Raw genomic sequence first — 21,842 nt, 5'->3', positions numbered from 1 at the left:
CGCGTTCTCGTATCCTGAGCCATGGCCACGCGACTCCCCGAGTCGGCCTTCGCGGACCGGCTCGCAGCCGTGCGGGACCGACTCGCCGACACCGACGCCGACGCCGCCACGTGGGTCGGCGCGACAGCGATAGAGTACCTCACCGGCTTCCATCACATCCAGACGGAGCGGCCGGTCGTCCTCGCGGTCACCGACGACCGCGTCGAGATCACGGTTCCGAGACTGGAGGTCGAGCGCGTCGAACCCAATCCGCGGATCGACGCCGTCCATCACTACTTCGACTACCCCGGCGGCGAGCCCGTCTCGGTCGCCGTCGAGATGCTGAACGGGCTCGGCGCCGACGCGATCGCCGCCGACGCCGACGGCCCGCCGGGCGTGATGGGGTACGAAGGGCCCGCCTTCTCCGAGTTCGTCGACGTCGAGACGCAGTCGTGGGTCGGCCGGATGCGCTGGGCGAAGTCCGACGCGGAGGTCGAGCTGATCCGCGAGTCGGCGAAGTGGGCGAACCTCGGCCATCGCTACCTCGCCGACTACTCCGAACCGGGCGCGCACCCCGCCACCGTCTCGCAGCGTGCGTCCACCGACGCCTCCCGCGCCATGCTCGACGCGCTCGGTGACGCGTACAGCGTCCGCGTCCGCGGCGACGGCCCGGTCCACGCCGGCTACATCTCCGGCGAGGAGACCGCGCTCCCGCACGGCCACACCCCGAACGAGCGGCTCTCCGAGGGCGACGTGCTGGTCACCGGCGCGAGCGCGAACGTCGACGGCTACCGCTCCGAGCTGGAGCGGACGATGTTCGTCGGCGACTACTCCGACGAGCAGGAACACTACTTCGAGCTTATGCTTGAGGCGCAGACGCTCGCCATCGACGCCTTGGGCCCCGGCGTCCCGGTCGCCGAGGTCGACGAAGTCGTCTGGGAGTACTTCGAAGAGCAGGGCGTGGCCGACCTCGCGCAGCACCACGTCGGCCACAACATCGGGCTCGGCGCCCACGAGCCGCCGTACATCGACCGCGGCTGGGGCGAGCGCTACGACGGCGACGACGCGGTGATGGAACCGGGCCACGTGTACACGATCGAACCCGGAATCTACACCGACGAGTTCGGCTACCGCCACTCCGACACGGTGGCGATCACCGAGTCGGGGACGGAGCGGCTCACGAACTTCCCGCGCGACATCGACTCGAACGTCGTCTGATCGCGCGGCACAGAACCGCCAGCCTCACGCGATCCGCTCGACGGCGACGCGGTGTCCGGTCTCGTCGACGTGGTCGCGGTGGACCGCGTCCGCGTCGGTCTCGACGTCGTACAGGCGTTCAAGCGGGCATTCACGGCAGACGAGATGGTATCGTTCGGTCCGGTGGATGGGAGACATACCGGAGATACCCTCCGTGACGGCATAGTTACGAAGGACCTACCACCGGACAACGAGACGTTATTCGGCGGCCCGACGCCTCCGAGTCACTCTCCCGCCGCCGGAGACCGCGACGCGAACCGATCGAGCGCGACCTCCAGCATGTCCGGGCTCACCGGCTGGTACTCCTCGCGCTCGTGTTCCGGGAGGTACTCTCGGACGCCGTTCCACGAGTCGCGCGCGTAGCGAGCGTCGAGCAGGACGCGGACGCCCCGCTCGTCCGGGCCGCGGATGACGCGGCCGACGGCCTGCCGGGCCTTGCGAACGGCGGGGACGGTGAGCGCCGTCTCGAACCCCGACTCGAACCGGCGGTCGTAGGCGGTGATCACCGCCCGCGTCTGCGGTCGCGCCGTGTTGATGATCGGGACGCCGCAGACGACGGCCGCCGAGAGGCGGTCGCCGCGGTAGTCGACGCCCTCGGTGAGCGTGCCGCGGAGGCTCGTCACCAGCACCTTCCCGTCGCCCGCGAAGAAGTCGTCCTTCAGCGACTCCGTCTCGCGGTCGCCGGAGGACTCGTCGAGCAGGACCGGCTTGTCGAGCCGCTCCGAGAGCGACTCCGCCATCCACGACGCCTCTGCGTAGCTCGGCGTGCCGACGAGGACGTTCCCCTCGCGGCGCGCGACCGCGGCCGTCGCGTCGAGGTGCGCGAGCCGCGTCGGGTTCTCCTCGCCCGGGGCGCCGCGGTTCTGGTGAGTGAACTTCGGCGCGTCGACCGCGAGGCTCGCCCGGTTCACTTCGGGGAAAGAGAGGCCGTAGGTCCGCTCGACGACCGGGCGGCCGCGCTCCGCGAGGTGGTCGAGGCCGGTCACCTCCCGGAACAGGTCCATCGGCTCCAGCGTCGCGCTCATGAGCACGCCGCCGCCGAACTCCGCGAGGCGGTCGCCGATCGGCTCGCTGGGCAGGCAGTTGTGGAGCGCGAGGCGCGCGTTGTACGCCCGCCGCCACGAGTCCGGCGGCTCCGTCTCGTCGAACGTGCGTTCGAGCTCGATCGCCCGGAAGAAGTCGGTGTGGCCCTCCCGGTACCAGGCGTTGAGGGTCCGGCCGACGCCGGGGGCGGCGCGCTGCTTGTCCTCGTCCTCCAGCGTGTCGAGGACGCGCTTGACGACCGCGCCGACCTGCTCAGCGCGCGCCCAGACGCGCTCGCCGTACCCCTCGTCGTCGGCCCACGCCGTGATCTCGTCTTCGCCCGGCTCCTCGGGGTCGCGGAGCGGGATTTCCTCGTCGTCGAGGTCGCGGAGCGACGCCCGCCAGTCGGGGCGCTCTCGGTCGAGGTGGGCAGTCACGCGCCGGTCCAGCTCGCCGCGCAGGTCGGCGTAGAACTCCCGGACGGCCTCGATCTCCTCGACGCTCACGTCCGCGTCCTCCAGCTCGCCGCGGACCAAGGCGGCGTCGTCGGACTCCGCGCCCGCCGACTCGAACGAGAGCGGCTGGACGACGCGAGTGAGTTCGTTCTCCGCGTCACGCAGGCTCGCGTCCGCGACGGCGTCGCTCACGAGGTCGCGGACGCGCGGTTCGAGCATGTGCGCCTCGTCGCAGACGACGAACGTGGAGTCGTCCAACAGCGCGCCGGTGAACGTCCCGGTGGTCACGGGGTCGAACGCGTGGTAGTAGTTGCCGATGACGACCTCGACCTCCGGCACGAGCGCGCCCATGATCGAGTGGGGACAGGAACCGTGACCCGCCGCGAGCCGGACGAGCTCGTCGGCGTCGACGTGGCCGAGTTCGGTCACGTCGAACGGGACCGCCTCCGCGGGGTCGCCGTCGTCGGGCAGGTCGTCGAGGAAGCCGGCGTAGAAGGGGCAGAACTCGACGTCGTCGTACGCTTCGGTGTCGGGGCGGTACGGGGTTGGCTCGCCGTCGACGGAGAGGTAGTCGGCGGCCGGCGCGCCGTCCTCGTCGGACGCGTCGCCCGCCCCGGGCGCCCCGCCCGCGGCGGAGCCGGAGTCCATGAGCCCGACCTGCTGGCTGCGCGCCTCGCTCACGAGGTTCGAGGTCGTCGTCGCGCCGCCGTCGCCGACGAGGTTGCGGGTTCGCTCGCGGAGCCCCTCGCAGCGCTCGTACACGTTCTCGCGGTCGATCCCGCCGCGGTTCTCCCGCGCGTACGGGCAGACGTCCGCCTTGCCGACGAGCGTGAGCCCGGAGACGGGGTCGTACTCCTCCGGGAGGTCGTCGTTGATCGTCCGCAGGTCCGTCTCGAACTGGCGCAGCTGCTGTTTGACGCTGGTGAGGACGAAGACGCGCTCGAAGTCGGACTCCGGGTCGCGGACGCGGTCGAGCCCGGCGGTGAGCGCGAGCATCGTCTTCCCCGTCCCGCAGGCGCCCTCCAGCGCGAGGAAGCCGCCGTCCGCGGCGGCGTCGACGGCGGCGTCGATGCCGTCGGCCTGCTCGGGGTAGGGTTCGGGATGGCCGAAGAGGTCGGCCCACGGGGGCGAGTCGGTCACGAGCGCGAGTTACGCCCCATCCGGTTTAAACGCTTCATCGGCGGCGTGCCGAGCGCGTCCTCGACGCGTCGCTGTCGAGAGGCGATAGAGGTGCGGGCGGGGCGGCCTCACTCCACGATGTCGTGGAGGTCGGAGAGCCGGTCTATCTCCCAGGTCGGCCAGACGTTCAGCTCCCAGTCGCGGCGGTGGGGGCGGCGGATGAACGCCGAGTCGATGCCGGCGTTCTCGGCCGCGCGCACGTCGGACTCGTTGTCGCCGACGAACAGCGCGTTGCCCGCGTCGAGGTCGCCGAGGGCCTGCTCGATGTAGTGGGGGTTCGGCTTGCGCAGCTGGAGCGAGTGGATCGTGGGCTCGCGGCCGTACGCGGCGCCCATGCGGTCGAATCCGTCGAAGTGGTCGACGAGGAAGTCGACGGTCGCCTGCTGGTTCGACGAGACGATCCCCATCTGGACGTCGAGGTCCTGGAGCTCGTCGAGGTCGTCGTACGGTGTCTTGCGCCCCTCGCGGGCCTCCTGCTGTTGGGCCCGCGACACCACGTCGTCGCGCGTCCGCCAGAACGACCCCGGATCGAGGTCGTACGTCTGACAGACGGTGCCGACGCTACCGGGGGTCGCACCGATGGTCATCTGCTCTACGTCGTCCGGATCGGGCTCCTCGACGCCGCACTCTTCGAACGCGTTCCGGGTCGCATCCCGGAGCACGTCGAAGCGCGTGCGGCCCACGAGGACACCGTCGTTGTCGAACACGACGGTATCGTACGTCATAGCTTCCATTCACGGCCGGCAGGGATAAGCGTTTCAGTGACGGTCTCAGCGGCGAGAATCGACGCGAGGCGACTTTCTGCGGTCGATCGAGGGGTTCCACCGGTCGGTTTTCCCGTCCGGGTACCGTGGAGCGAGCCATGCGCGTCAGCGTCATCGGCGGCAGTTCGATCGACGGGGAGACGGCGGCGGTCGCGGAGGCGCTCGGCGAGCGGCTCGCGGAGCGCGGCCACGTCGTCGTCTGCGGCGGCCTCGGCGGCGTCATGGAGGCGGTGTGTCGCGGGGCCCGGGCGGCCGACGGCACGACGATTGGGATCCTGCCGACGGACGACCGCGGGGACGCGAACCCGCACGTCACGGTTCCGATCGCGACCGGGATGGGTCACGCGCGCAACGCGATCGTCGTGATGAACGGCGACGCCGCCGTCGCCGTCGACGGGGCGAGCGGCACGCTCTCCGAGGTCGGGCTCGCGCTCGCGCAGGGCCGCCCGGTGGCCGGACTCGACACCCACGACGTCGCCGGCGTCGAGGCCGTCGACTCGCCCGCGGCGGCGGTGGAGTACGTCGAACGCGCCGGACGGACGGAATAATCCCGCCGGAGTCAGTCGTCGTACTCGACGCCGGTTATCTCGAACCTCGCGCCGCCGCGCGAGCCCTCGGAGACGGCGACCTCCCAGCCGTGAGCGCTGGCGACCTCCGAGACGATGTTGAGGCCGAACCCGGTCCCGTCCCGATCCGTCGTGTACCCGACCTCGAACACGCGGTCGCGCTCGGCCTCGGGGATCCCCGGGCCGTCGTCTTCGACGAAGAACCCCGACGGGAGGACGGCGCCGGCGCGGGTCGTCGTGTACATCGGCGAGATGTCCCCGACGACGACGGTCACGTCGTCGCTGCCGTGTTCCACGCTGTTCCGGAACAGGTTCTCCAACAGCCGCTTCAGGCGCCCGCGCTCCGCGAGGATCCGCCGATCGGCGTCGACGACGAGCGTCGCGTCGCCGGTCGCGACGTTCGCCCAGCACCCCTCCGCGACGGCGGACAGCTCGACCGGTTCGAGCTCCCCCGGCTGCTCGCCCTGCTTCGCGAGCGTCAACAGGTCCGCGATCAGTTCGAGCGTCCGGTCGACCGCCGACGCCGCGGTGTCGACGTGTCCGAGATCCCCTTCGCTTTGCGCCATGTCGAGCCGCCCCTGAGCGACGTTGAGCGGGTTTCGCAGGTCGTGCGAGACGCCGTGAACGAAGCCTTCGAGGCGGTCGCGCTGTCGCTCGGCCTCCGCCACCGCGCGGGCGGACGCGACGGCGTTCGATATCCGGTAGACGAGAACGGGCGCTCGGTCCGAATCGGTCGACACCCTCGCGACGTCCGTGGCGCCCGCGTCGAACGCCTCGGCCACGCCAGACGCGTCGAGCGCCTCGTCGGGGCAGAACACGATCGGGAGCACCGGGTGTCGGTCGCGGACCGCCTCGACGGCGGGGAGGCCGGTCGGTTCCGCGGGTCGACCGACCGCGACCAAGCAGTCGACTGGCGAGTCCCGGAGAATCTCCAGGGCCGCGTCGACCGTCGCGACCGGTTCGACGGCGAGGCGGTCGGCGGCGCGCTCCAGCGACGCCTTGAGCTCCGCCGCTCGGTCGCGGGTACTCGCGACGAGGACGACGGCGATCGAACCCCTGAGAGTGGACATCGCGGAGGACCCTCTCTGAACGCCCGGCCGCTTGAGTGATAAACGTTAGCGGGGAACGCGTCAGTCGGAGAACCGTTTCGCGGCGTCGCGCGCCGTCCCGGTTCCGCTCAGGCGAGCCGTTCGCTCGCGATCTCGGCGCCCTCGACGAGCGCCTCCAGCTTCGCCCACGCGATCTCGGGGTCGACCATCCCGAGGCCGGCCTGCGTGCCGAACCCGCAGTCGGGCGCGGCGACGAGCGGCGTGCCGTCGTCGACCGCGTCGGCGACGCGCTCCAGCCGGTCGGCGATCGTCTCCGGGTGGTCGATGATGTTCGTCTTCACGTCGACGACGCCGGGGATGAGCGTCCACCCGTCGGGGACGGGGTGTTCCGCGAACGCGCGGTACTCGTGCTGGTGGCGCGGGTTCGCCTGCTCGACGCTGAGCCCGGTGATGTCCGCCTCGTAGATCAGCGGTAGCATCTCCGCGAGGTCGGTGTCGAGGTGGTGGGGGCCCTCGTAGCTACCCCAGCAGGTGTGGAGGCGGACCTGCTCGGCGGGCACGTTCGCGAGCGCCTCGTTGAGCGCCTGAACGTGGAGCCGCGTCGCGTCCTTCGCGGCCGCCAGCGGCTCGTCGGCGTACGCCGCGGTGTGGCCGACGGTCAGCAGCTCCGGGGCGTCGATCTGGAGCGTGAGTCCCGCGTCGGCGACGAGCTCGTACTCGGTCTTCATCGCCTCGGCGACCGCGAACAGGTACTCCTCGTAGTCGTCGTAGTGGTCGTCGACGTGCGTGGCGGTGACGACGCTCGGCGACGCCGCGGTCATGAACGCGCCGTCGACGTCGCGGCCCGCGGCTGCGAGCGCGTCGGTGAACTCGTCGATCTCAGCCTCCGCCTCCTCGCGGCCCGTGTACTCGACCGCCTCGGTGACGACCGGGTGCATCGAGAGGTCGATCACGTCGGTCTTGAACGTCTCCTCGGCGTAGGAGGGGAACGCCTGGAGGTCGGCCCACAGTTCGGTCTCCCGCTTCCCGTCGATGCCGCTCAGCCGGTCGGCAACGTACCAGTTGAACGAGACGCGGGACTGCTCGCCGTTGTTGATCGAATCGAGGCCGACCTCGGCCTGTCGGTCGACGACGTCGCGTGTCGCGTCCGCGACCGTCTCGTCCCACTCGTCGGGGTCGACAGCCTCGCCGTCCTGCCGACGCGTGAGCAGGTCGAGCAGTTCCGGCGGTCGCGGCAGGCTACCGATGTGCGTGGTGGGGATGTGGCCGTCGTTCGTCGTCATCGATCGATCCGACGGGTCGCTTCCCCAAAAGGGCCGAGGATCCGGCGGAATCCGGCGGAACCGGCACTGCCGCGGTTCCTCCCGGAATCGACCGCGACTCCGACGACCGGTAATTAGATGTAATTAAGACTTATTAGCCGGCGGTGAGCAAGGTACGGCAATGAGCGACTACACCACCATCTCGCTGCGGAAGGAGTTCGTCGCGGACGTGGAGGCGTACATCGAGGACGAGCCGTTCGGCTCGGTGAAGGAGTTCGTGAAACACGTCGTCGTCCAGGAGATGGAGTCCGACCAGGGGGTCTCCGAGGCGGAGGCGAAACAGATCGCCCAGAAGCTCCGGGACCTGGGGTACATGGAATGAGCGGGCGGCACCGGACGGGCGGGTCGAACCCCCTCGGCGGGGTCGAGCGCGCCGACCTCATCCTGCTCGCGATCCCCCTCGCCTTCTGCGCCGTGTACGCGGCCGCGTCGCTCCTCGCTCGGGGTTACACGCTCCCCGTCGCCGGGGGATCACTCGCGGCCGGCGCCCTCGTGGTCGACGGGCTCTTCTTGAACCCGCCGGACGAGGCGTGACGACCCGTTAGGGCGGAAGCGGATCAGAAAGGGGATTCGGTGAAGTTCTGTTTTCCAGGAGAGATATCGAGTGAAACAGCCGCTAGATGATTGCTGCGAACGGATCGGCTATGCTCCGCTACGACTGCGCTCGTAGACGTAGCTGAAAACGAGGCTGAGTGGGACGGCTATCCAGATCGTCCACACGACCACTGTCAAGACGGTAAGGGGGTACAGCTCGAAGAAGGCTCCGAGGAACTCGGTGAGCGAGGTCGGCGGATCGGCCCCCACGTACGGGTTCAAAACCTCGTAGCCGTACACCGGGGCCAGTAGCAACCACACGGCGGTCCCGGCGAGGTAGTTCCCGATGACCGTGACCAACGCTGCGACGGCACTGTAGTACGGGACACTCGACGCCAGGGAGCGCCACGTGAGCGCCCCGACCGCGAATCCCGTGGCGAGGTACACCGGGATCGCAGACAGAATCACCCCTGCGGAACCCACCGTACCCGAAACCAACGCACTCACCGGAGCAAACACGATTCCACCGGCGAGGACACCGGCGGCCATACTGTAGCCACCACCCACGTCCCGTCGGTCTCCGAGCGGCAACCGCGACGGTCCGTATCGACCGTACAGCCGCACGACTCGGTCCAGGCTGGCTACCATGACACTCTCCCCCACAGAAATTGTGGTTAAAAGAACTTTGTTCCGCCGGCACGCGCCGCAGGGCTCAGTATCTATAAGTAATCTCACCGCCGGAGGGGCTCGCCGGAGTCTGAAAAAGCGAACCTCGCGCTCCGCGCCGCTCTACCAGGTGTCGTGGAACGTGTCGAACTCGATCGAGTCGAGCTGCTTCTCGCCGATCGCGGCCTCGTACTCGCCGGGGGTCAGCATCGGCTTGTGGAACCGGGGGCCGTCGTCGGTCGTGATCCGGGGGCAGCCGGTGTTGACGAACGCGTCCATGTCGAAGTTGCGCAGGCGGTCCGGCGTCACCTCGTCCATCGTGATCAGGTAGGCGTTCTCGTTGTTGTCGACGATCTCCTGGGCCGTCTCCCAGCGCCCCTGGCCGATCTTCGTACAGAAGATGACGCCCCACTTCTCGGCGTCCATCGCCTTGTGGACCGAGGCGTAGCGCTGCTTGAGGAACTGGTCGTGCTCGGCGACCGACACCGCGTTGTTGACCGGGTCGGCGATGACGACGCGCTTGTCGGGGTGCTCCATGGCGAGGCCGACCGGGTGGAACTTCCCGCCGCCGACGTACAGCACCTGCTCGGCGTCGATGTCCGCGGAGGCGTAGTTACAGCCGAGCACCTGCCCCTCCTTCGTGAGGCGGTCGTCGCCCCGGCGGGTGTGGACCTCGTAGCCGCGCTCCTCCAGCCAGTCGGTCATCTCCTCGAAGCGGTTCATGTGCTGGGCCGTCGTGACGAGCCCCACGTCGGCGTCCTCCTCCGGCGCGGTCAGCTCCTCCTCGAGCGCGTCCTCCATAATCGGGAAGGGGTCGACGTTCGAGAAGAGGGGGACGTAGACGATGCTGTCGGACTCCTTCATCGGCGTGTGGCCGAAGTGGACGAACACGTCCGTGCGGCGCATCAGGTACGTGTCGAGGTCGCAGGCGCCGTAGCAGGGCTGCCCGGAGAGCATGAAGGTGACGTCGTCGGGCGCGACCTCCCGGAGGTCGTCGGCGACCTTCGGGCCGCGTCGCTTGAGCCCCTCGGGGAATTGAAGACCGACCTTCGAGGCGTCGCGCTCCTCAATGGCCTCGAGGATCCGGTCGAGTTCGTAGTCCCACTCGCGGTCGTGTTTCAGGGCCATCCCGGTCTTCGTGAGGTCGCCCTCCGTGGAGCCGCTCATATCGAGCGAATTGTGCGGCAGGACGGTTAAACGGCGCGTTCGGCGACGACTGGTGTAACCGGTCTCGGTTACCAGTTCCGAGGCCGACGGCGTTGACCGGTGTTCGCCCTCGCCGAGCGTCCTCGTGTCCCTGCCGCGGTCGACGAACCTAACGGCCGCCCCCGCCAATCGGGGTCCGATGACCGACATTCCGCTCGAGCACGTCCACGTCGCGCCCGACGACAGCCCCGACGGCGGGCCCGCACCGGCCGTCTTCGTCCTCCACGGCCGCGGGGCCGACGAGGAGGACCTGCTCCCCGTCGCCGCCGAACTGCCCGACGGCCACCACGTCGTCAGCCTGCGTGCGCCCGACCCGCTCCAGGGAGGGTACACGTGGTACGAACTCGACCTCTCGGCTGGCGGACTCGAATCGAGCCAGCCCGACGCCGAGGACTTCCGGCGGAGCCTCGACCTGATCGTCGAGAGCGTCGCGGCCGCGGTCGACGCATACGGGCTCGACGCCGACCGGATCGGCCTGCTCGGCTTCAGCCAGGGCGCGATCACGAGCCTCTCGCTCCTGCTGGAAGACCCCGACCGCTACGCGTGGGTCGTCGCGCTCCACGGCTACCTCGCGGAGTCGCACGCGGACCTCGACCCGGAGGGAATCGAAGGCAAGCCCGTCTTCGTCGGCGCCGGCGCAGGCGATCGCGTGATCCCCGAGTCGCGGACGACGGCGGCCGTCGACCGGCTCGAATCCGTCGGCGCAGACGTCACGAGCGGGAGCTTCCCGGGCGGCCACGGCATCGGGCCGCAGGAGCTAGAGGCGGTCGTCGAGTTCGTCGCGTCGCGGACGACGTAGCGGGCTCCGAAGTCGGCCCCACCGAACCCCGGCTCCGGCAGGTTCAAACCGCTCGGCAACGATGTCCGGATATGAGCGTCGAACAGGTCTCCATCGAGGACCTCGGCCGAGAGCTCGGCGAGCGGATCGCCGAAACCGCGGAGTACGAGCGCTTCGAGGAGGCGAGAGCCGCTGTCCAGCGCGACGAGGAGGTCCAAGAGCGGATCGACGAGTTCGAGCAGCTCCGCGCGGAGTTCATGCAGGCCCGACAGACGGGACAGGCGACGAACGACGAGCTCCAGCGCGTCCAGGAGGCGCAGGACGAACTCCACTCGATGCCGGTGATGAGCGAGTATCTGGACGCGCAAGACGAGTTGGAGGACACGCTCGAAGCGGTCAACGAGGCCATCTCCGAGCCCCTCGCCGTCGACTTCGGCGGCGAGGCCGGCGGCTGCTGTCAGGACTAAGCGCCCCCCGTCGCCGTCATCGTGAGCTGAACGCCGTACCGCGCGGCGACTGCGGCCGACTCTTTATACCGGATCCCGCCCCACGCCCGCCGTGATAGCCGTCGCCGGCGGCAAGGGCGGAAGCGGAAAGACGACGACCACCCTCGGGCTCGCCCGCGCGCTCTCGCGTCGCGGCGCGCCGGTGGTCGCGGCCGACGCCGACTGGGACCTCCCGAACCTCGCGCGGCTGGCCGCGGAGACGAAGCCAGAGGCCCCGGGAAAGACCGAAGCCGAGGGCCCGCCGGTCGGCGCCGCCCGTCGCACCGACGGGGCGGACACGCGGACCGTCCTCGACGCGGTCCGGGGGACGGAGCCGGTCCGTCCGGGTCGCTCGGCGCCGACGGTCCTCGCCGCGCCGGACGCGCCGCGGTCCGTCGACGCCGGCGCGACCTTCGACGCGCTCGACGGCGCGACGCCCGAGAGCGCGCCGGTGTTGCTCGACAGTCCGGCGGGCGCGTCGCCGGACGTGGCCGCGCCGCTTCGGGCGGCGGACCGGGCGCTGATCGCGACGCCGCTCCGGCGCGCCGCGCTCCGGGACGCCGCGAAGACGGCTGCGATCGCCCGCCGGCTCGACTGCCCGCCGGTCGGTGCGGTCGTGATCGGCGAGACGGACGTGCCGGACCGGGTGGCGACGCTACTCGGCTGTCCCGTCCTCGGCGCGATCCCGGACGGCGGGGCCGTCCCGCTGTCCGACCCGAGCGTCCGGAGCGCGTACGATGGCCTCGCTTCACGGCTCGGCGAGACCGCGGCGGCGAGCGGGTGGCAGATCGCGTGAGGATCTACCCCACCGGCGGCGCCGAAACGGCGGACGACGGGGTCACGAGCGGCCGAGAGAGCCGCCATCGACAGACCCAAACGTCCACAGGCGGCAGCGATCGTATGGAGACGCTTCCGACTGGGATCTCGGTGCTGGACCGACAGTTCGGCGGGGGGCTCCCGAGCGGTAGCGTCGTCGTGTTGAAGGCGAACCCCGACAGTCAGTCCGAGCTCATCTTAAACCGGTTCGCCCGGGTCCGGCAGTGCCGCTACCTGACAACCGTCCGGTCCGCCGGCGCGGTGGCGGCGGCGCTCAGTCGCGACGGAGACGAGGAGACGACCGTCGAGGCCACGGAGGACGCCGGCGATCTCGACGAGTTGGCGTCGCTGTCCGACGACCTCCCCGAGGAGGGCACGCTGATCGTCGACTCCGTGGGGCCGGTAGAAGAGAGCGCGTCCCCGGCGGCGTACGCGGAGTTCCTCGACGACGTGCGGTCACGGGTGGTCGACGCCGGGGGCGTCGCGCTGCTCCACGCGCTCCGCGGCGGCGAGGACCCGCGGACGCGGCGCGTCACGGAACAGGTCGCGGACGTGGTGTTCGACCTGCGAACCACCGTCACCGGGACCGAGATCGCGAACCGGCTCGTCATCCCCAAGTTCCGGGGCGGCGCCGCCCTCGAAGAGCCGTTGAAGCTGAAGCTCACCGACGAGGTCGCCGTCGACACGAGCCGAGACATCGCCTGACGCGGCCGTTCGTCGGCGCTCCGAGCCTATAGCACGGCGGACGCGAGGAGGACGACCGCGCCGACGACGGCCGCCGCGACCGCCCAGTTCCGCGCGGTGTCCGCGGCTCCGTACGGTCCGCCCTTCCGCGAGAAGAGGTACAGCGCGTACACGGCGAGCGGCGCCAGCGTCGGGAGCGTCGCGACAGAGACGACGCCGGTGAAACTCGACAGCAGCGCGATCGCGACCGTCGCCGCGCCCGCGACCCCGGCGACGAGCGCGTCCTCGCGTGCCCGTTCGATCTCCATACTCGGTGTGGGCGCGTCGCCGGGCAAAAGGGCTCCGTTCGCCGGTCGGACCGGTCGCTCGCCGGGAAGGAAAAACGCGAGAATCGGGTGGGTAGAGAAGCGGAGTCGACTACTCTTCGTCGATCTCGTCGACGATCTCGTCGGCGTCGACGTCGACGTCCTCGAGCGCCTCCTCGATGTCGACGTCGCCCGCGCCGGCGCCGCCCATGCCGCCCATCATGCCGCCGAGACCGCCCATGCCGCCGCCCTCGATGACCTCCTCGATCACGACGCGGTCGAGATCGAGACGGTCCATGAGGTCCTGGGCGATCTGCTGTTTCTGGAACATCCACTGCTGGTTCATCTGCATCGCCTGCGTCGCGGTGACGTAGAGGACGTCCTTCTCGACCTCTTCGGTCTCGACGGTCTCCTCGCCGTCGTCGTCCTCCGTGACGGTCTCTTCCTCCTCGGTGACCGTCTCGATGCGGACCTCGGGCGCCTCCTGGAGGTACATCCCGAGCATGCCGGACGCCTGCTCCTCGCGGTCGTCGATGGCTTCGATGATCTCGTACTCGTACTCGAGGTCCTCGCCGGCCAGCGGGTGGTTGAAGTCGACGCGGGCGCGGCCGCCGATGATCGTCTCGAGGTGGCCCTGCTGGTTGTCGATCTGGACCTGCGCGCCGGGGTAGCGGTCGTCCTCCGGAATCTTGTCGGCCTTGACCGTCTCGACCTCGTCGGGGTCGTACTCGCCGAAGGCGTCCTCGGCGGGGACGTCGACCGTGCCCTCGTCGCCGACGGCGCCGCCGACGAACGCCTCCTCGACGGTGGGGAACACGTGGCCGGCGCCGAGCGCGATGATTCGGGGCTCGAACTCGTACTCGTCGACGTCGATCTCGGCGTCCTCGGCCGTCTCCTCGTCGGTCGTGTCGATGACGCGGCCGTCGTCGGCCGTTCGGATCGTGTACGCGACGCGGACGAAGTCGCCGTCTTCGAGTCCGCCGGCGTCAGTCTCGGTCTCGCTCTCCTCGGCCTCGTCGGCCGCGTCCGCTTGCTCCTGATCGCTCATACCCGAACGTCACCTGTTACACCCTTAAGAAGCACGGTTCGGCCCGAAGGCCGCCGACGAACGGGCGACAGCGGCGGTTCGGGGCGCGCGGCGGCCGACGAGCGGGTCCCGTCGACCGGGCGCTGAGCCCGCGGAGTCCCGCGTCGCTTATGAACGCCCCGGTCGCATCCCCGGGCATGTACGAGGTCGAGATCAAGGTCCCAGCCGACCTGGAGGCGACGCGGGAGCGCCTCCGCGAGGCCGGCGCCGAGCGCGTCGACGCGCGCCGCCAGCGCGACACCTACTACGACGCGCCGCACCGCGAGTTCGCCGAGACCGACGAGGCGCTCCGGATCCGACGGGAGACGCCGCTGGCGGAGGCCGGCGTGTCGGCGGCGGATGACGGCGAGTCGGTGGCGGCGCCCGATCCGGCGGCGACGGTCACCTACAAGGGACCGCTCCTCGAGGAGGCCTCGAAGACGCGCACCGAACACGAGACGGGCGTCGACGACGGCGAGGCGCTTGCCGCGGTCCTCTCCGGGCTCGGCTTCGATCCGGCCGCGACGGTGGAGAAGCGCCGCGAGTTCTGGTCGTACGACGGGTTCACGGTGACGCTCGACGCCGTCACCGGGCTCGACGAGTACGTCGAGATCGAGCGGGAAGTCGAGGCGGAAAGCGAGGTCGACGCGGCGCGCGACGCGGCGGTCGCGGCGCTCGACCGGCTCGGGCTCGACGCGGACGATCAGGTCCGGACCTCCTACCTCGGGCTGCTGTTGGCGGACGAGGAGGACTGACGCCGGCGGGGGCTACGGAGCGGCCTCGTCGTCCGCATCGTCCGCGTCGCCCCCGTCCTCCGCATCATCCGCGTCGCCCCCGTCCTCCGCATCGTCCGCGTCGCCCTCCGGCCGCTTCTCGGAGAGGACCGTTCGCTCGAACTCGCAGACGAGAACGTCGTCGCCGTCGACGATCTTGAACGCCTCCACGCGCATGGTGACGACGCCGCGCTCGCCGTCGCTCGTCTCCCGCTTGTCGGTGACCGTCGAGCGCGCGCGGATCGTGTCGCCGTGAAAGACGGGGTTCGGGTGTTCGACGTCGTCGTACGAGAGGTTCGCGACGATGGTGCCGTCGGTCGTCTCCGGGATGGTGAGACCGACCGCGAGCGACATGGTGTACAGCCCGTTCACCAGCCGCTCGCCGAACTGCGTCTCGCCCGCGAAGTCCGCGTCGAGGTGGAGCGGCTGCTGGTTCATCGTCATGTCGCAGAAGCGCTGGTTGTCGGCCTCGCTCACCGTCCGTCGCTTCGCGTGGTCGATGGTCTCGCCGACCTCGAACTCCTCGTAGTACAGTCCGGGCATGACTTCCCGGTCAGCCGGTGAGGTGAAATCGGTACCGCTCTTTACTGGGGAGTCATCCGCGGTGACTCCGCCCAAATTCCAGCCGTTCATTTATAAATGGCTATTGGCGACTCGACGGCGAACACCGCCAAAGCCCCAGCCGCTCGGCGATACGTGGTTGGCGACTCGACGGCGAACACCGCCAAAGCCCCAGCCGCGAGGAGCCCGTACGCTCGCTGCGCTCCTCACTCAGTCACTCCGTTCCTTCGCTGCGGTGCTTGCGTCACCTACGGGCTCCTCGCGGCTGCCCCTTTGAGTCCCACCCATCCGCGACCGCACGGCACCTCACACCTCCCCAGCCTCGTCGCTGGCGCCGCCGGCGCCAGCGACTCCCTCGCGCGTGCGGTTCGCGGCCTGTCGGCCGCTCACCGGCACGCGCCACCGCATCTTCCTCGTTTATTTATAAATGATCCAGCTTGGACGCCCACGATTTATGTCCGCCGGCGGGGAGGCCTCGACATGGCCAGACGAAGTCTGCTGTTCTCGCCCGGCGACAGCCCCGACCTCATGCGGAAGGCGCCCGGCGCCGGCGCCGACGTGATCTGCTTCGACCTCGAAGACGCCGTCGCCCCCGGGCGGAAGGACGAGGCGAGGGCGGCGGTCCGCGAGGTGCTCGCGGACCCAGCCTTCGATCCGGACGCGGAGGTCTGCGTCCGGCTGACCGCCGAATCGCCCGCGGCCGACCTCGACGGCGTGCTGGGGAGAGGTAGCGAGGACGGGACTGGCGACGGGACCGGCGGCGTCCGCCTCGACGCCGTGATGCTCCCGAAGGTCGAGGCCGCGGATCGGGTCAAGCGCGTTGCCGACCTGTGCGCCGAGCGCGGGCGCGACCCGGCCGTGTTCGCGCTCGTCGAGACCGCGGCGGGGGTGCTCTCCGCGCAGTCGATCGCGGCGGCGGACGCGACGGACGCGCTCGTGTTCGGCGCCGAGGACCTCGCCGCCGACGTGGGGGCGACCCGGACCGACGAGGGGACGGAGGTGCTGTACGCCCGCGAGCACGTCGTCCTCGCGGCGAGCGCGGCCGCCGTCGACGCGATCGACACCGTGTACACGGACTTCTCCGACGAGGCCGGCCTCCGCGAGGACGCGGCGTTCGCGCGGCGGCTCGGCTACGACGGCAAGCTCGCGATCCACCCGGCGCAGGTGGCGCCGATCACCGAGGCGTTCACGCCGGACCCCGAGGACGTGGAGTGGGCCGAGGCCGTCCTCGACGCGCGCGACGAGGCGGAGCGGGAGGGCCGAGCCGTCTTCCGGGTCGACGGCGAGATGATCGACGCGCCGCTGATCGCCCAGGCGGAGCGGATCCTCGACCGAGCGCCCGACGGCGACCGCTGAGGCCGGGTCGCCCGTCCGCGCCGCCTTCGAGTCGCCCGTCCGCGCTGCCTTCGAGTCGCCCGTCCGCACTTTCGGAGTCGCTGTGTGCGGTGTCGACACACACAATTTCCGTTCCGGTCGTCACAGTTAACCTCCGGCCGCCGGCACGTGATGGTATGTCTTCTGAGGCGAACCCGTTCGAGAGTCTGCGAGAGCAGGTGGACGACGCCGCGGCGGTCGTCGACGCCGACCCGGGCGTCATCGAGCGCCTGAAGAACCCGGAGCGGGTGTTAGAGACGAACCTGACGTTCGAGCGCGACGACGGCTCGCTGGAGACCGTCCGCGCGTACCGCTCGCAGTTCAACGGCGACCGAGGGCCGTACAAGGGCGGAATCCGCTATCACCCGGGCGTCACCCGCGACGAGGTGAAGGCGCTCTCCGGCTGGATGGCGTACAAGTGCGCCGTCGTCGACGTTCCCTACGGCGGCGGGAAAGGAGGGATCGCGATCGATCCGGCCGACTACTCGGAGACCGAGCTTGAACGGCTCACCCGGGCGTTCGCGACGGAGCTCCGGCCCCTGATCGGCGAGGACCGCGACGTCCCCGCGCCGGACGTCAACACCGGCCAGCGGGAGATGAACTGGATCAAAGACACCTACGAGACCCTCGAGAACACCACCGCGCCGGGCGTCATCACGGGGAAGGCGCTCGACTCCGGCGGGAGCGAGGGGCGCGTCGAGGCGACCGGCCGCTCCGTGGCGTTGTCCGCCCGCGAGGCGTTCGACTGGCTCGACCGCGACCTCTCGGGCGCGACGGTCGCCGTCCAGGGGTACGGTAACGCCGGGTCGGTCGCCGCTGCGCTGCTCGACGACCTCGGCGCGAGCGTGGTCGCGGTCTCCGACTCCTCGGGCGGGATCCACGACCCGAACGGTCTCGACCCGCGCGACGTGAAATCGCACAAGGCCGAGACCGGCTCGGTGGTGGGCTACGCCGACACCGAGGAGATCACCAACGACGAGCTGCTCACGCTCGACATCGACTGCCTCGTCCCGGCCGCGCTGGAGAACGCGGTCGACGAGGACCTCGCGGCGGACGTCGACGCGAAGCTGGTCGTCGAGGCGGCCAACGGACCGCTGACGCCCGACGCCGACGACGTGCTCGCGGAGCGCGACGTCCACGTCGTTCCCGACATCCTCGCGAACGCGGGCGGCGTCACCGTCTCCTACTTCGAGTGGGTCCAGAACCGACAGCGGTTCAGCTGGACCGAGGAGCGCGTCAACGAGGAGCTGGAACGCGTGATCACGGACGCGTTCGACACGCTCGTCGACACCTACGAATCGAACGACGTCCACAACCTCCGCACCGCGGCGTACGTCGTCGGTATCGGTCGGATCGTGGACGCGTACGATCAGGCCGGCAGCTGGCCGTAGCGGACAGAGTCGACCGCTTCAGGAACCGCTTCGACTCACTCCAGGCGCGCGTCCCGAATCTCGACGTGGCCGCGGTCGCCCTCCCACACCGCGTCGTAGGTCAGGTCGATGCGGCGGTCCATGTGCGGCCCGTCGACGACGTACGTCTCGAACTCGCCGCCCTCGCCGAGCGGGTGGACGCCGTACTCCTCGCGGAGTTCGAGCAGCTCGTCGAGCGCGTCGGCGTCGAACCGCCGGCCGAGCCACGACTCGTCGAGCCCGTACGCCGCCACCTGGACGATCCGGATCTCGAAGCCGGCGTCGAACATCGCCTCCGCGAGTTCGACCGGGTCCCGCTGCCACAGCGGGGCGAACAGGTCGATCCCGAGCCGGTCGCACATCGCTTGGATCCGGTTCGTCTGGAACTCGCTCTCGACCGCGCCGGCCGTGACGCCCGCGAGGTCAACGTCGTCCGCGGCGGCGAGTTCGCGGAGCGCCGCCTCCATCGGCTCCAGCTCGGCGTCGCCCTGCGCGCCGGCGTCGTCGACGTCGTCCGCGCCGAAGTCGTCGGGCGACACCTCGACGAGGTCGATCCCGACGCTCTCGGCCGCGAGCGAGGCGAGCTCCGTCGCCGGCGTGTGGTACATGTACGAGTCGCCGGCGGGGTGGACGGTCAGGAGCCGCGAGACGTCGAGGCCCTCCTCCAGCGCGCGGTACAGCGCCCACGAGGAGTCCTTGCCCCCCGAAAAGAGGCTCACCCAGTCGTCGGTCATTGGCGAGGGAACGCCCGGCTTACGTAAATTGTCGACGGTCCCGGTTGACGACCGTCGACTGCCGGCTGCCGGACGCGCCGATCTGTCGATCCGACAGTAATATCCCCGCGAGTTATCCGGGAATTCAGCATTATTAATGAAAAATGATAAACTATTAGCGACGATGCGTCGGAGTCCGCGTATGGAAGACCGATCGAAGTCGACGTTCGAGACGCTCACCGTCACCGAGGGCGAAGAGCCGTTCGAGAACGGGAGCGAGGCGGGCGACGTCGTCTCGCCGATTCATCTCTCGTCGACGTTCGCCCTGCCGGGCCTCGACACCGAGATGCGACTGGATGACGTCGACCCGGCCGCCGGCGAGTTCGTCTACGGCCGGCTGTCGAATCCCACCCGACACGCGCTGGAGACCAGAATCGCAGCGCTCGAAGGCGGCGCTCACGGGGCCGCGTTCGCCTCGGGCACCGCGGCGATATTCACGACGCTGCTCGCTCGACTGACCCCCGGCGACCACGTCGTCGCCTTCGAGGACCTGTACGCCGGCACCCGTCGGATGCTCGACGACGTGTTCCGGTCGCGCCTCGGCGTCGACGTCACGTACGTCGACGCGACGGACACGGCGAACGTGGCGGCCGCGCTCCGCGAGGAGACCGCCGTCGTCTGGATGGAGTCGCCGACGAACCCCAAGCTCGCGCTGTGTGACATCGCCGGTATCGCCGACCTGGTCGCGGACCGAGACGTGCTGTTCGGCGTGGACAACACGTTCGCGAGCCCGTACTTCCAGCGCCCGCTCGAACTGGGCGCCGACGTCGTCGCGCACAGTACGACGAAATATCTCAACGGCCACTCCGACGCCATCGCCGGCGCGGTCGTCACCGATGACGACGCGCTGGCCGAGGAGATTCGGTTCCTCCAGCGAGTCGGCGTGGGCGCGGTGAGCGGCCCGTTCGACAGCTACCTCGTGTTACGCGGCACCAAAACGCTCGCCGCACGGATGGAGAGACACGAGGCGAACGCGACGGCCGTCGCCGAGTTCCTCGACGGACGGGCGGAGGTGAGCGACGTGTACTACCCGGGGCTGTCGAGTCATCCCGACCATGAGCTCGCCCGCGAGCAGATGTCCGGATTCGGCGGGATCCTCTCGTTCGAACTCGACGGGACGATAGACGACGCGAAGCGGTTCGTCGAGGCGCTGACGGAGTTCACGCTCGCGGTCTCCGTCGGCGGCGTCGAGAGCCTGATCGAGCTGCCGGCCGCGATGACTCACGAACCGCTCTCGCCCGCGGAGCGGGAAGCGCTCGGGATCTCGGACACGTTGCTCCGCGTGTCGGTCGGCATCGAAGGGGTAGACGACCTGATCGCGGATTTAAAAGGCGGGTTCGACGCGATGAACCGTCGCACGACGACGCCGCCGGCCGACCGCTGACGCCGGCCGACGCCGCGGCGGCGGTCTCAGTCCGAGATGAAGTCGTTGTCGCGCCAGTTGACGCCGCCGTCGCCCTCGCCCGCGCCCTGCGGGCTCTCGACGACCTCGATACTGGCGGGGCGGGGCTCGCCCTCGACAATGCGGGTCGCCTCCAGCTCCCCGTCCTCCTCCGTGATCGCGGTCAGCGTCCCCTTCTCGGAGAGCGTCGCGATCTTGCGAAGCACCCGAAACATCGGGTACTGGAGCGCGGAGTTCTGGAGGACGGTCTCGCGGTCGCCCTTGAAGCAGGCGAACTCGACGAGCTCGGAGGGGATCTCTTCCTCCTCGTCGTCCATCCACTGCGGGCCGCCGGCGCGCGGCGGCTCCTCCTCCCAGACGCGGGTCTCCGTGACCGACGCCTTCAGCTGCGCCGTGGGCGTGTACTTGCTGATCGACTCGTCGTCGGACAGGGCCTTGATGATGAGTGTGTTGTTTCGACGCGTGATGTCGATGTCGTCGATCTCCGGGGGCAGATCGGGGTCTTCGTCGAAGTACGTCTCTACGTCTTCGAGGGGCAGTTCGAGCGTCGAATGAAGTCGGAACACGCGGCCTGTCATTGTTTGTGGAATGCGGTGGGGTCGAACCGGTGGTCACGGCGGCAGCGGCAACGGCTGCACCTACCCCACATAGGCACCGTGGGTTTATATGGACTGCCCTTCGAGGTGTGAGGATCGGCGCGGCGCGCGGCCGGCGCGTCAGGGATTCGGGCGGGAGTCCGCGGCGCCCCCGACCTCACTCCGCGCCCAGTTCGGCGGCGAGTTCGCCGCGCTCGTCGAGTTCGGCGAGCACGTCGCTGCCGCCGACGAACTCGCCGTCGACGAACGTCTGCGGAATCGTCTCCCAGCCGCTGTGCGACTCGAGCGCCTCGCGGTACTGCGGGAGCGCGGGCAGCACGTCGACCGTCTCGAACTCCTCGACGTGCTGGGAGATGAGTTCGACGGCGCGCTTCGAGTAGCCGCACTGCGGCATCAGGCGGTTCCCCTTCATGAACAGCACCACGTCGTTGTCGGCGATCGTGTTCTCGACGCGCGCTTCGATTTCCTCGGAGTCGGCGTCCGTTTCGGGGCTGAACGTCATGCGACCGGGTACGCGTCGGCGAGGCAAATGGGTTCCGCACGGGACGAGCGGCGATCGTGAGGTGAGCGGTCGCTTGGTCGGTTAATGCGGACTAACAGTAGATCAACGGCGAACACGGCCAAAGCCCCAGTCGTTCACTTATAAACAGCTACTGACGGAGCGACGGCGAACACCGCCAAAGCCCCAGTCGCGAGGACTCGCGCGGCTCGCTGCGCGCTTCGGTCGCTCACTCCGTTCGTTCTCTCCAGTGCTTACGTCGTCACCAGAACGCTCCGCATTCTGGTTGGCTCACGAGAGCTCCGCTCTCGTGAACGCCGG

General features: G+C 69.7%; 25 protein-coding genes. 12 read left to right on the top strand and 13 right to left on the bottom strand.

Annotation, left to right across the window (positions count from 1 at the left end; translation table 11 throughout):
* The first annotated feature begins 21 nt into the window (after positions 1–21).
* A complete protein-coding gene (locus C466_RS09535) occupies positions 22–1,197 on the top strand; it encodes a M24 family metallopeptidase (protein ID WP_004598185.1) in 1,176 nt (391 codons plus the stop codon).
* Positions 1,198–1,221: 24 nt separating this feature from the next.
* Here the strand turns inward: C466_RS09535 and C466_RS16990 are convergent, their stop codons facing one another.
* The 3 genes from C466_RS16990 to C466_RS09525 all read right to left on the bottom strand — a co-directional run bounded on the left by C466_RS16990 (position 1,222) and on the right by C466_RS09525 (position 4,618).
* Positions 1,222–1,374: a hypothetical protein gene (locus tag C466_RS16990; RefSeq protein ID WP_004598186.1), complete on the bottom strand. Its 153-nt coding sequence runs from the start codon at positions 1,372–1,374 to the stop codon at positions 1,222–1,224.
* A gap of 86 nt (positions 1,375–1,460) precedes the next feature.
* Complete coding sequence (locus C466_RS09530; protein WP_004598187.1) at positions 1,461–3,854, bottom strand: ATP-dependent DNA helicase; 2,394 nt, start codon at positions 3,852–3,854, stop codon at positions 1,461–1,463.
* 107 nt (positions 3,855–3,961) lie between these two features.
* The gene (locus C466_RS09525) at positions 3,962–4,618 is read right to left on the bottom strand and encodes an HAD family hydrolase (protein ID WP_004598188.1); all 657 of its coding nucleotides are present in this window, start codon (positions 4,616–4,618) and stop codon (positions 3,962–3,964) included.
* 137 nt (positions 4,619–4,755) lie between these two features.
* Here C466_RS09525 and C466_RS09520 point away from each other — a divergent pair, with 137 nt between their 5' ends.
* Positions 4,756–5,205 (top strand): TIGR00725 family protein, encoded by a 450-nt coding sequence (locus C466_RS09520; protein ID WP_004598189.1) that lies wholly within the window; start codon positions 4,756–4,758, stop codon positions 5,203–5,205.
* Positions 5,206–5,216: 11 nt separating this feature from the next.
* On the opposite strand, the gene C466_RS09515 is transcribed toward C466_RS09520, so the two are convergent.
* Both C466_RS09515 and C466_RS09510 read right to left on the bottom strand, forming a co-directional pair.
* Complete coding sequence (locus C466_RS09515) at positions 5,217–6,293, bottom strand: sensor histidine kinase (protein ID WP_004598190.1); 1,077 nt, start codon at positions 6,291–6,293, stop codon at positions 5,217–5,219.
* Positions 6,294–6,400: 107 nt separating this feature from the next.
* Positions 6,401–7,555, bottom strand: a complete 1,155-nt coding sequence (locus tag C466_RS09510) for a cobalamin-independent methionine synthase II family protein (RefSeq protein ID WP_004598191.1) — start codon at positions 7,553–7,555, stop codon at positions 6,401–6,403.
* A gap of 160 nt (positions 7,556–7,715) precedes the next feature.
* Here C466_RS09510 and C466_RS09505 point away from each other — a divergent pair, with 160 nt between their 5' ends.
* Positions 7,716–7,916 carry a hypothetical protein gene (locus tag C466_RS09505; RefSeq protein ID WP_004598192.1) on the top strand — a complete coding sequence of 67 codons (201 nt, stop codon included), beginning with the start codon at positions 7,716–7,718 and terminating at the stop codon, positions 7,914–7,916.
* Positions 7,913–8,128, top strand: coding sequence for a hypothetical protein (locus tag C466_RS09500; RefSeq protein ID WP_004598193.1), 216 nt, complete (start codon positions 7,913–7,915; stop codon positions 8,126–8,128). Before C466_RS09505 ends, C466_RS09500 begins: the two co-directional genes overlap by 4 nt.
* Positions 8,129–8,236: 108 nt before the next feature.
* On the opposite strand, the gene C466_RS09495 is transcribed toward C466_RS09500, so the two are convergent.
* Both C466_RS09495 and dph2 read right to left on the bottom strand, forming a co-directional pair.
* Positions 8,237–8,776 carry a hypothetical protein gene (locus C466_RS09495; RefSeq protein WP_239641205.1) on the bottom strand — a complete coding sequence of 180 codons (540 nt, stop codon included), beginning with the start codon at positions 8,774–8,776 and terminating at the stop codon, positions 8,237–8,239.
* A 141-nt stretch (positions 8,777–8,917) separates the two neighbouring features.
* Entirely contained in the window at positions 8,918–9,961 is a 1,044-nt protein-coding gene (dph2, locus tag C466_RS09490) for a diphthamide biosynthesis enzyme Dph2 (RefSeq protein ID WP_004598195.1), read from the bottom strand.
* Positions 9,962–10,139: 178 nt separating this feature from the next.
* Here dph2 and C466_RS09485 point away from each other — a divergent pair, with 178 nt between their 5' ends.
* The 4 genes from C466_RS09485 to C466_RS09470 all read left to right on the top strand — a co-directional run bounded on the left by C466_RS09485 (position 10,140) and on the right by C466_RS09470 (position 12,784).
* Complete coding sequence (locus tag C466_RS09485; protein ID WP_004598196.1) at positions 10,140–10,799, top strand: alpha/beta hydrolase; 660 nt, start codon at positions 10,140–10,142, stop codon at positions 10,797–10,799.
* A 71-nt stretch (positions 10,800–10,870) separates the two neighbouring features.
* Positions 10,871–11,245, top strand: a complete 375-nt coding sequence (locus C466_RS09480) for a YlbF family regulator (RefSeq protein WP_004598197.1) — start codon at positions 10,871–10,873, stop codon at positions 11,243–11,245.
* A gap of 91 nt (positions 11,246–11,336) precedes the next feature.
* Complete coding sequence (locus C466_RS09475) at positions 11,337–12,059, top strand: MinD/ParA family ATP-binding protein (RefSeq protein WP_004598198.1); 723 nt, start codon at positions 11,337–11,339, stop codon at positions 12,057–12,059.
* Between the two features lie 104 nt (positions 12,060–12,163).
* Positions 12,164–12,784: an RAD55 family ATPase gene (locus C466_RS09470; protein ID WP_004598199.1), complete on the top strand. Its 621-nt coding sequence runs from the start codon at positions 12,164–12,166 to the stop codon at positions 12,782–12,784.
* Between the two features lie 26 nt (positions 12,785–12,810).
* On the opposite strand, the gene C466_RS09465 is transcribed toward C466_RS09470, so the two are convergent.
* Positions 12,811–13,071 (bottom strand): hypothetical protein, encoded by a 261-nt coding sequence (locus C466_RS09465; protein ID WP_004598200.1) that lies wholly within the window; start codon positions 13,069–13,071, stop codon positions 12,811–12,813.
* Between the two features lie 109 nt (positions 13,072–13,180).
* Positions 13,181–14,116, bottom strand: a complete 936-nt coding sequence (locus tag C466_RS09460; RefSeq protein ID WP_004598201.1) for an FKBP-type peptidyl-prolyl cis-trans isomerase — start codon at positions 14,114–14,116, stop codon at positions 13,181–13,183.
* Between the two features lie 176 nt (positions 14,117–14,292).
* On the opposite strand from C466_RS09460, the gene cyaB reads away from it, so the two are divergent.
* Positions 14,293–14,889: a class IV adenylate cyclase gene (cyaB, locus tag C466_RS09455; RefSeq protein WP_004598202.1), complete on the top strand. Its 597-nt coding sequence runs from the start codon at positions 14,293–14,295 to the stop codon at positions 14,887–14,889.
* A 12-nt stretch (positions 14,890–14,901) separates the two neighbouring features.
* Here the strand turns inward: cyaB and C466_RS09450 are convergent, their stop codons facing one another.
* A complete protein-coding gene (locus tag C466_RS09450) occupies positions 14,902–15,450 on the bottom strand; it encodes a MaoC family dehydratase (RefSeq protein ID WP_004598203.1) in 549 nt (182 codons plus the stop codon).
* A 498-nt stretch (positions 15,451–15,948) separates the two neighbouring features.
* Here C466_RS09450 and C466_RS09445 point away from each other — a divergent pair, with 498 nt between their 5' ends.
* Entirely contained in the window at positions 15,949–16,824 is an 876-nt protein-coding gene (locus tag C466_RS09445; protein ID WP_004598204.1) for an HpcH/HpaI aldolase/citrate lyase family protein, read from the top strand.
* 155 nt (positions 16,825–16,979) lie between these two features.
* On the top strand, positions 16,980–18,233 hold the full coding sequence (locus C466_RS09440) for a Glu/Leu/Phe/Val family dehydrogenase (protein ID WP_004598205.1): 1,254 nt from the start codon (positions 16,980–16,982) through the stop codon (positions 18,231–18,233).
* 35 nt (positions 18,234–18,268) lie between these two features.
* Here C466_RS09440 and C466_RS09435 read toward each other — a convergent pair whose 3' ends face one another.
* Positions 18,269–18,985, bottom strand: coding sequence for a diphthine--ammonia ligase (locus C466_RS09435; RefSeq protein WP_004598206.1), 717 nt, complete (start codon positions 18,983–18,985; stop codon positions 18,269–18,271).
* 181 nt (positions 18,986–19,166) lie between these two features.
* Here C466_RS09435 and C466_RS09430 point away from each other — a divergent pair, with 181 nt between their 5' ends.
* Positions 19,167–20,408, top strand: coding sequence for a trans-sulfuration enzyme family protein (locus tag C466_RS09430; RefSeq protein ID WP_004598207.1), 1,242 nt, complete (start codon positions 19,167–19,169; stop codon positions 20,406–20,408).
* A gap of 26 nt (positions 20,409–20,434) precedes the next feature.
* On the opposite strand, the gene C466_RS09425 is transcribed toward C466_RS09430, so the two are convergent.
* The gene (locus C466_RS09425) at positions 20,435–21,004 is read right to left on the bottom strand and encodes a DUF7110 family protein (protein ID WP_004598208.1); all 570 of its coding nucleotides are present in this window, start codon (positions 21,002–21,004) and stop codon (positions 20,435–20,437) included.
* A gap of 175 nt (positions 21,005–21,179) precedes the next feature.
* On the bottom strand, positions 21,180–21,524 hold the full coding sequence (locus tag C466_RS09420) for a glutaredoxin family protein (protein WP_004598209.1): 345 nt from the start codon (positions 21,522–21,524) through the stop codon (positions 21,180–21,182).
* Positions 21,525–21,842 lie beyond the last annotated feature (318 nt).

Origin of the sequence: Halorubrum distributum JCM 10118, from assembly GCF_000337335.1 — an archaeon.
Classification (GTDB): Archaea; Halobacteriota; Halobacteria; order Halobacteriales; family Haloferacaceae; genus Halorubrum; species Halorubrum distributum.
This window is presented reverse-complemented; position numbering and strand designations above follow the sequence as displayed.

Excerpts from the sequence above, each read along its gene's own strand:
- C466_RS09450 (WP_004598203.1), bottom strand. The coding sequence starts at position 15,450 with ATGCCCGGACTGTACTACGAGGAGTTCGAGGTCGGCGAGACCATCGAC.
- cyaB (WP_004598202.1), top strand. The coding sequence starts at position 14,293 with ATGTACGAGGTCGAGATCAAGGTCCCAGCCGACCTGGAGGCGACGCGG.
- C466_RS09505 (WP_004598192.1), top strand. The coding sequence starts at position 7,716 with ATGAGCGACTACACCACCATCTCGCTGCGGAAGGAGTTCGTCGCGGAC.
- C466_RS09520 (WP_004598189.1), top strand. The coding sequence starts at position 4,756 with ATGCGCGTCAGCGTCATCGGCGGCAGTTCGATCGACGGGGAGACGGCG.
- C466_RS09420 (WP_004598209.1), bottom strand. The coding sequence starts at position 21,524 with ATGACGTTCAGCCCCGAAACGGACGCCGACTCCGAGGAAATCGAAGCG.
- C466_RS09495 (WP_239641205.1), bottom strand. The coding sequence starts at position 8,776 with ATGGTAGCCAGCCTGGACCGAGTCGTGCGGCTGTACGGTCGATACGGA.
- C466_RS16990 (WP_004598186.1), bottom strand. The coding sequence starts at position 1,374 with ATGTCTCCCATCCACCGGACCGAACGATACCATCTCGTCTGCCGTGAA.
- C466_RS09485 (WP_004598196.1), top strand. The coding sequence starts at position 10,140 with ATGACCGACATTCCGCTCGAGCACGTCCACGTCGCGCCCGACGACAGC.
- C466_RS09515 (WP_004598190.1), bottom strand. The coding sequence starts at position 6,293 with ATGTCCACTCTCAGGGGTTCGATCGCCGTCGTCCTCGTCGCGAGTACC.
- C466_RS09470 (WP_004598199.1), top strand. The coding sequence starts at position 12,164 with ATGGAGACGCTTCCGACTGGGATCTCGGTGCTGGACCGACAGTTCGGC.
- C466_RS09425 (WP_004598208.1), bottom strand. The coding sequence starts at position 21,004 with ATGACAGGCCGCGTGTTCCGACTTCATTCGACGCTCGAACTGCCCCTC.
- C466_RS09445 (WP_004598204.1), top strand. The coding sequence starts at position 15,949 with ATGGCCAGACGAAGTCTGCTGTTCTCGCCCGGCGACAGCCCCGACCTC.
- C466_RS09480 (WP_004598197.1), top strand. The coding sequence starts at position 10,871 with ATGAGCGTCGAACAGGTCTCCATCGAGGACCTCGGCCGAGAGCTCGGC.
- C466_RS09435 (WP_004598206.1), bottom strand. The coding sequence starts at position 18,985 with ATGACCGACGACTGGGTGAGCCTCTTTTCGGGGGGCAAGGACTCCTCG.
- C466_RS09535 (WP_004598185.1), top strand. The coding sequence starts at position 22 with ATGGCCACGCGACTCCCCGAGTCGGCCTTCGCGGACCGGCTCGCAGCC.
- dph2 (WP_004598195.1), bottom strand. The coding sequence starts at position 9,961 with ATGAGCGGCTCCACGGAGGGCGACCTCACGAAGACCGGGATGGCCCTG.
- C466_RS09500 (WP_004598193.1), top strand. The coding sequence starts at position 7,913 with ATGAGCGGGCGGCACCGGACGGGCGGGTCGAACCCCCTCGGCGGGGTC.
- C466_RS09440 (WP_004598205.1), top strand. The coding sequence starts at position 16,980 with ATGTCTTCTGAGGCGAACCCGTTCGAGAGTCTGCGAGAGCAGGTGGAC.
- C466_RS09460 (WP_004598201.1), bottom strand. The coding sequence starts at position 14,116 with ATGAGCGATCAGGAGCAAGCGGACGCGGCCGACGAGGCCGAGGAGAGC.
- C466_RS09465 (WP_004598200.1), bottom strand. The coding sequence starts at position 13,071 with ATGGAGATCGAACGGGCACGCGAGGACGCGCTCGTCGCCGGGGTCGCG.
- C466_RS09430 (WP_004598207.1), top strand. The coding sequence starts at position 19,167 with ATGGAAGACCGATCGAAGTCGACGTTCGAGACGCTCACCGTCACCGAG.
- C466_RS09510 (WP_004598191.1), bottom strand. The coding sequence starts at position 7,555 with ATGACGACGAACGACGGCCACATCCCCACCACGCACATCGGTAGCCTG.
- C466_RS09525 (WP_004598188.1), bottom strand. The coding sequence starts at position 4,618 with ATGACGTACGATACCGTCGTGTTCGACAACGACGGTGTCCTCGTGGGC.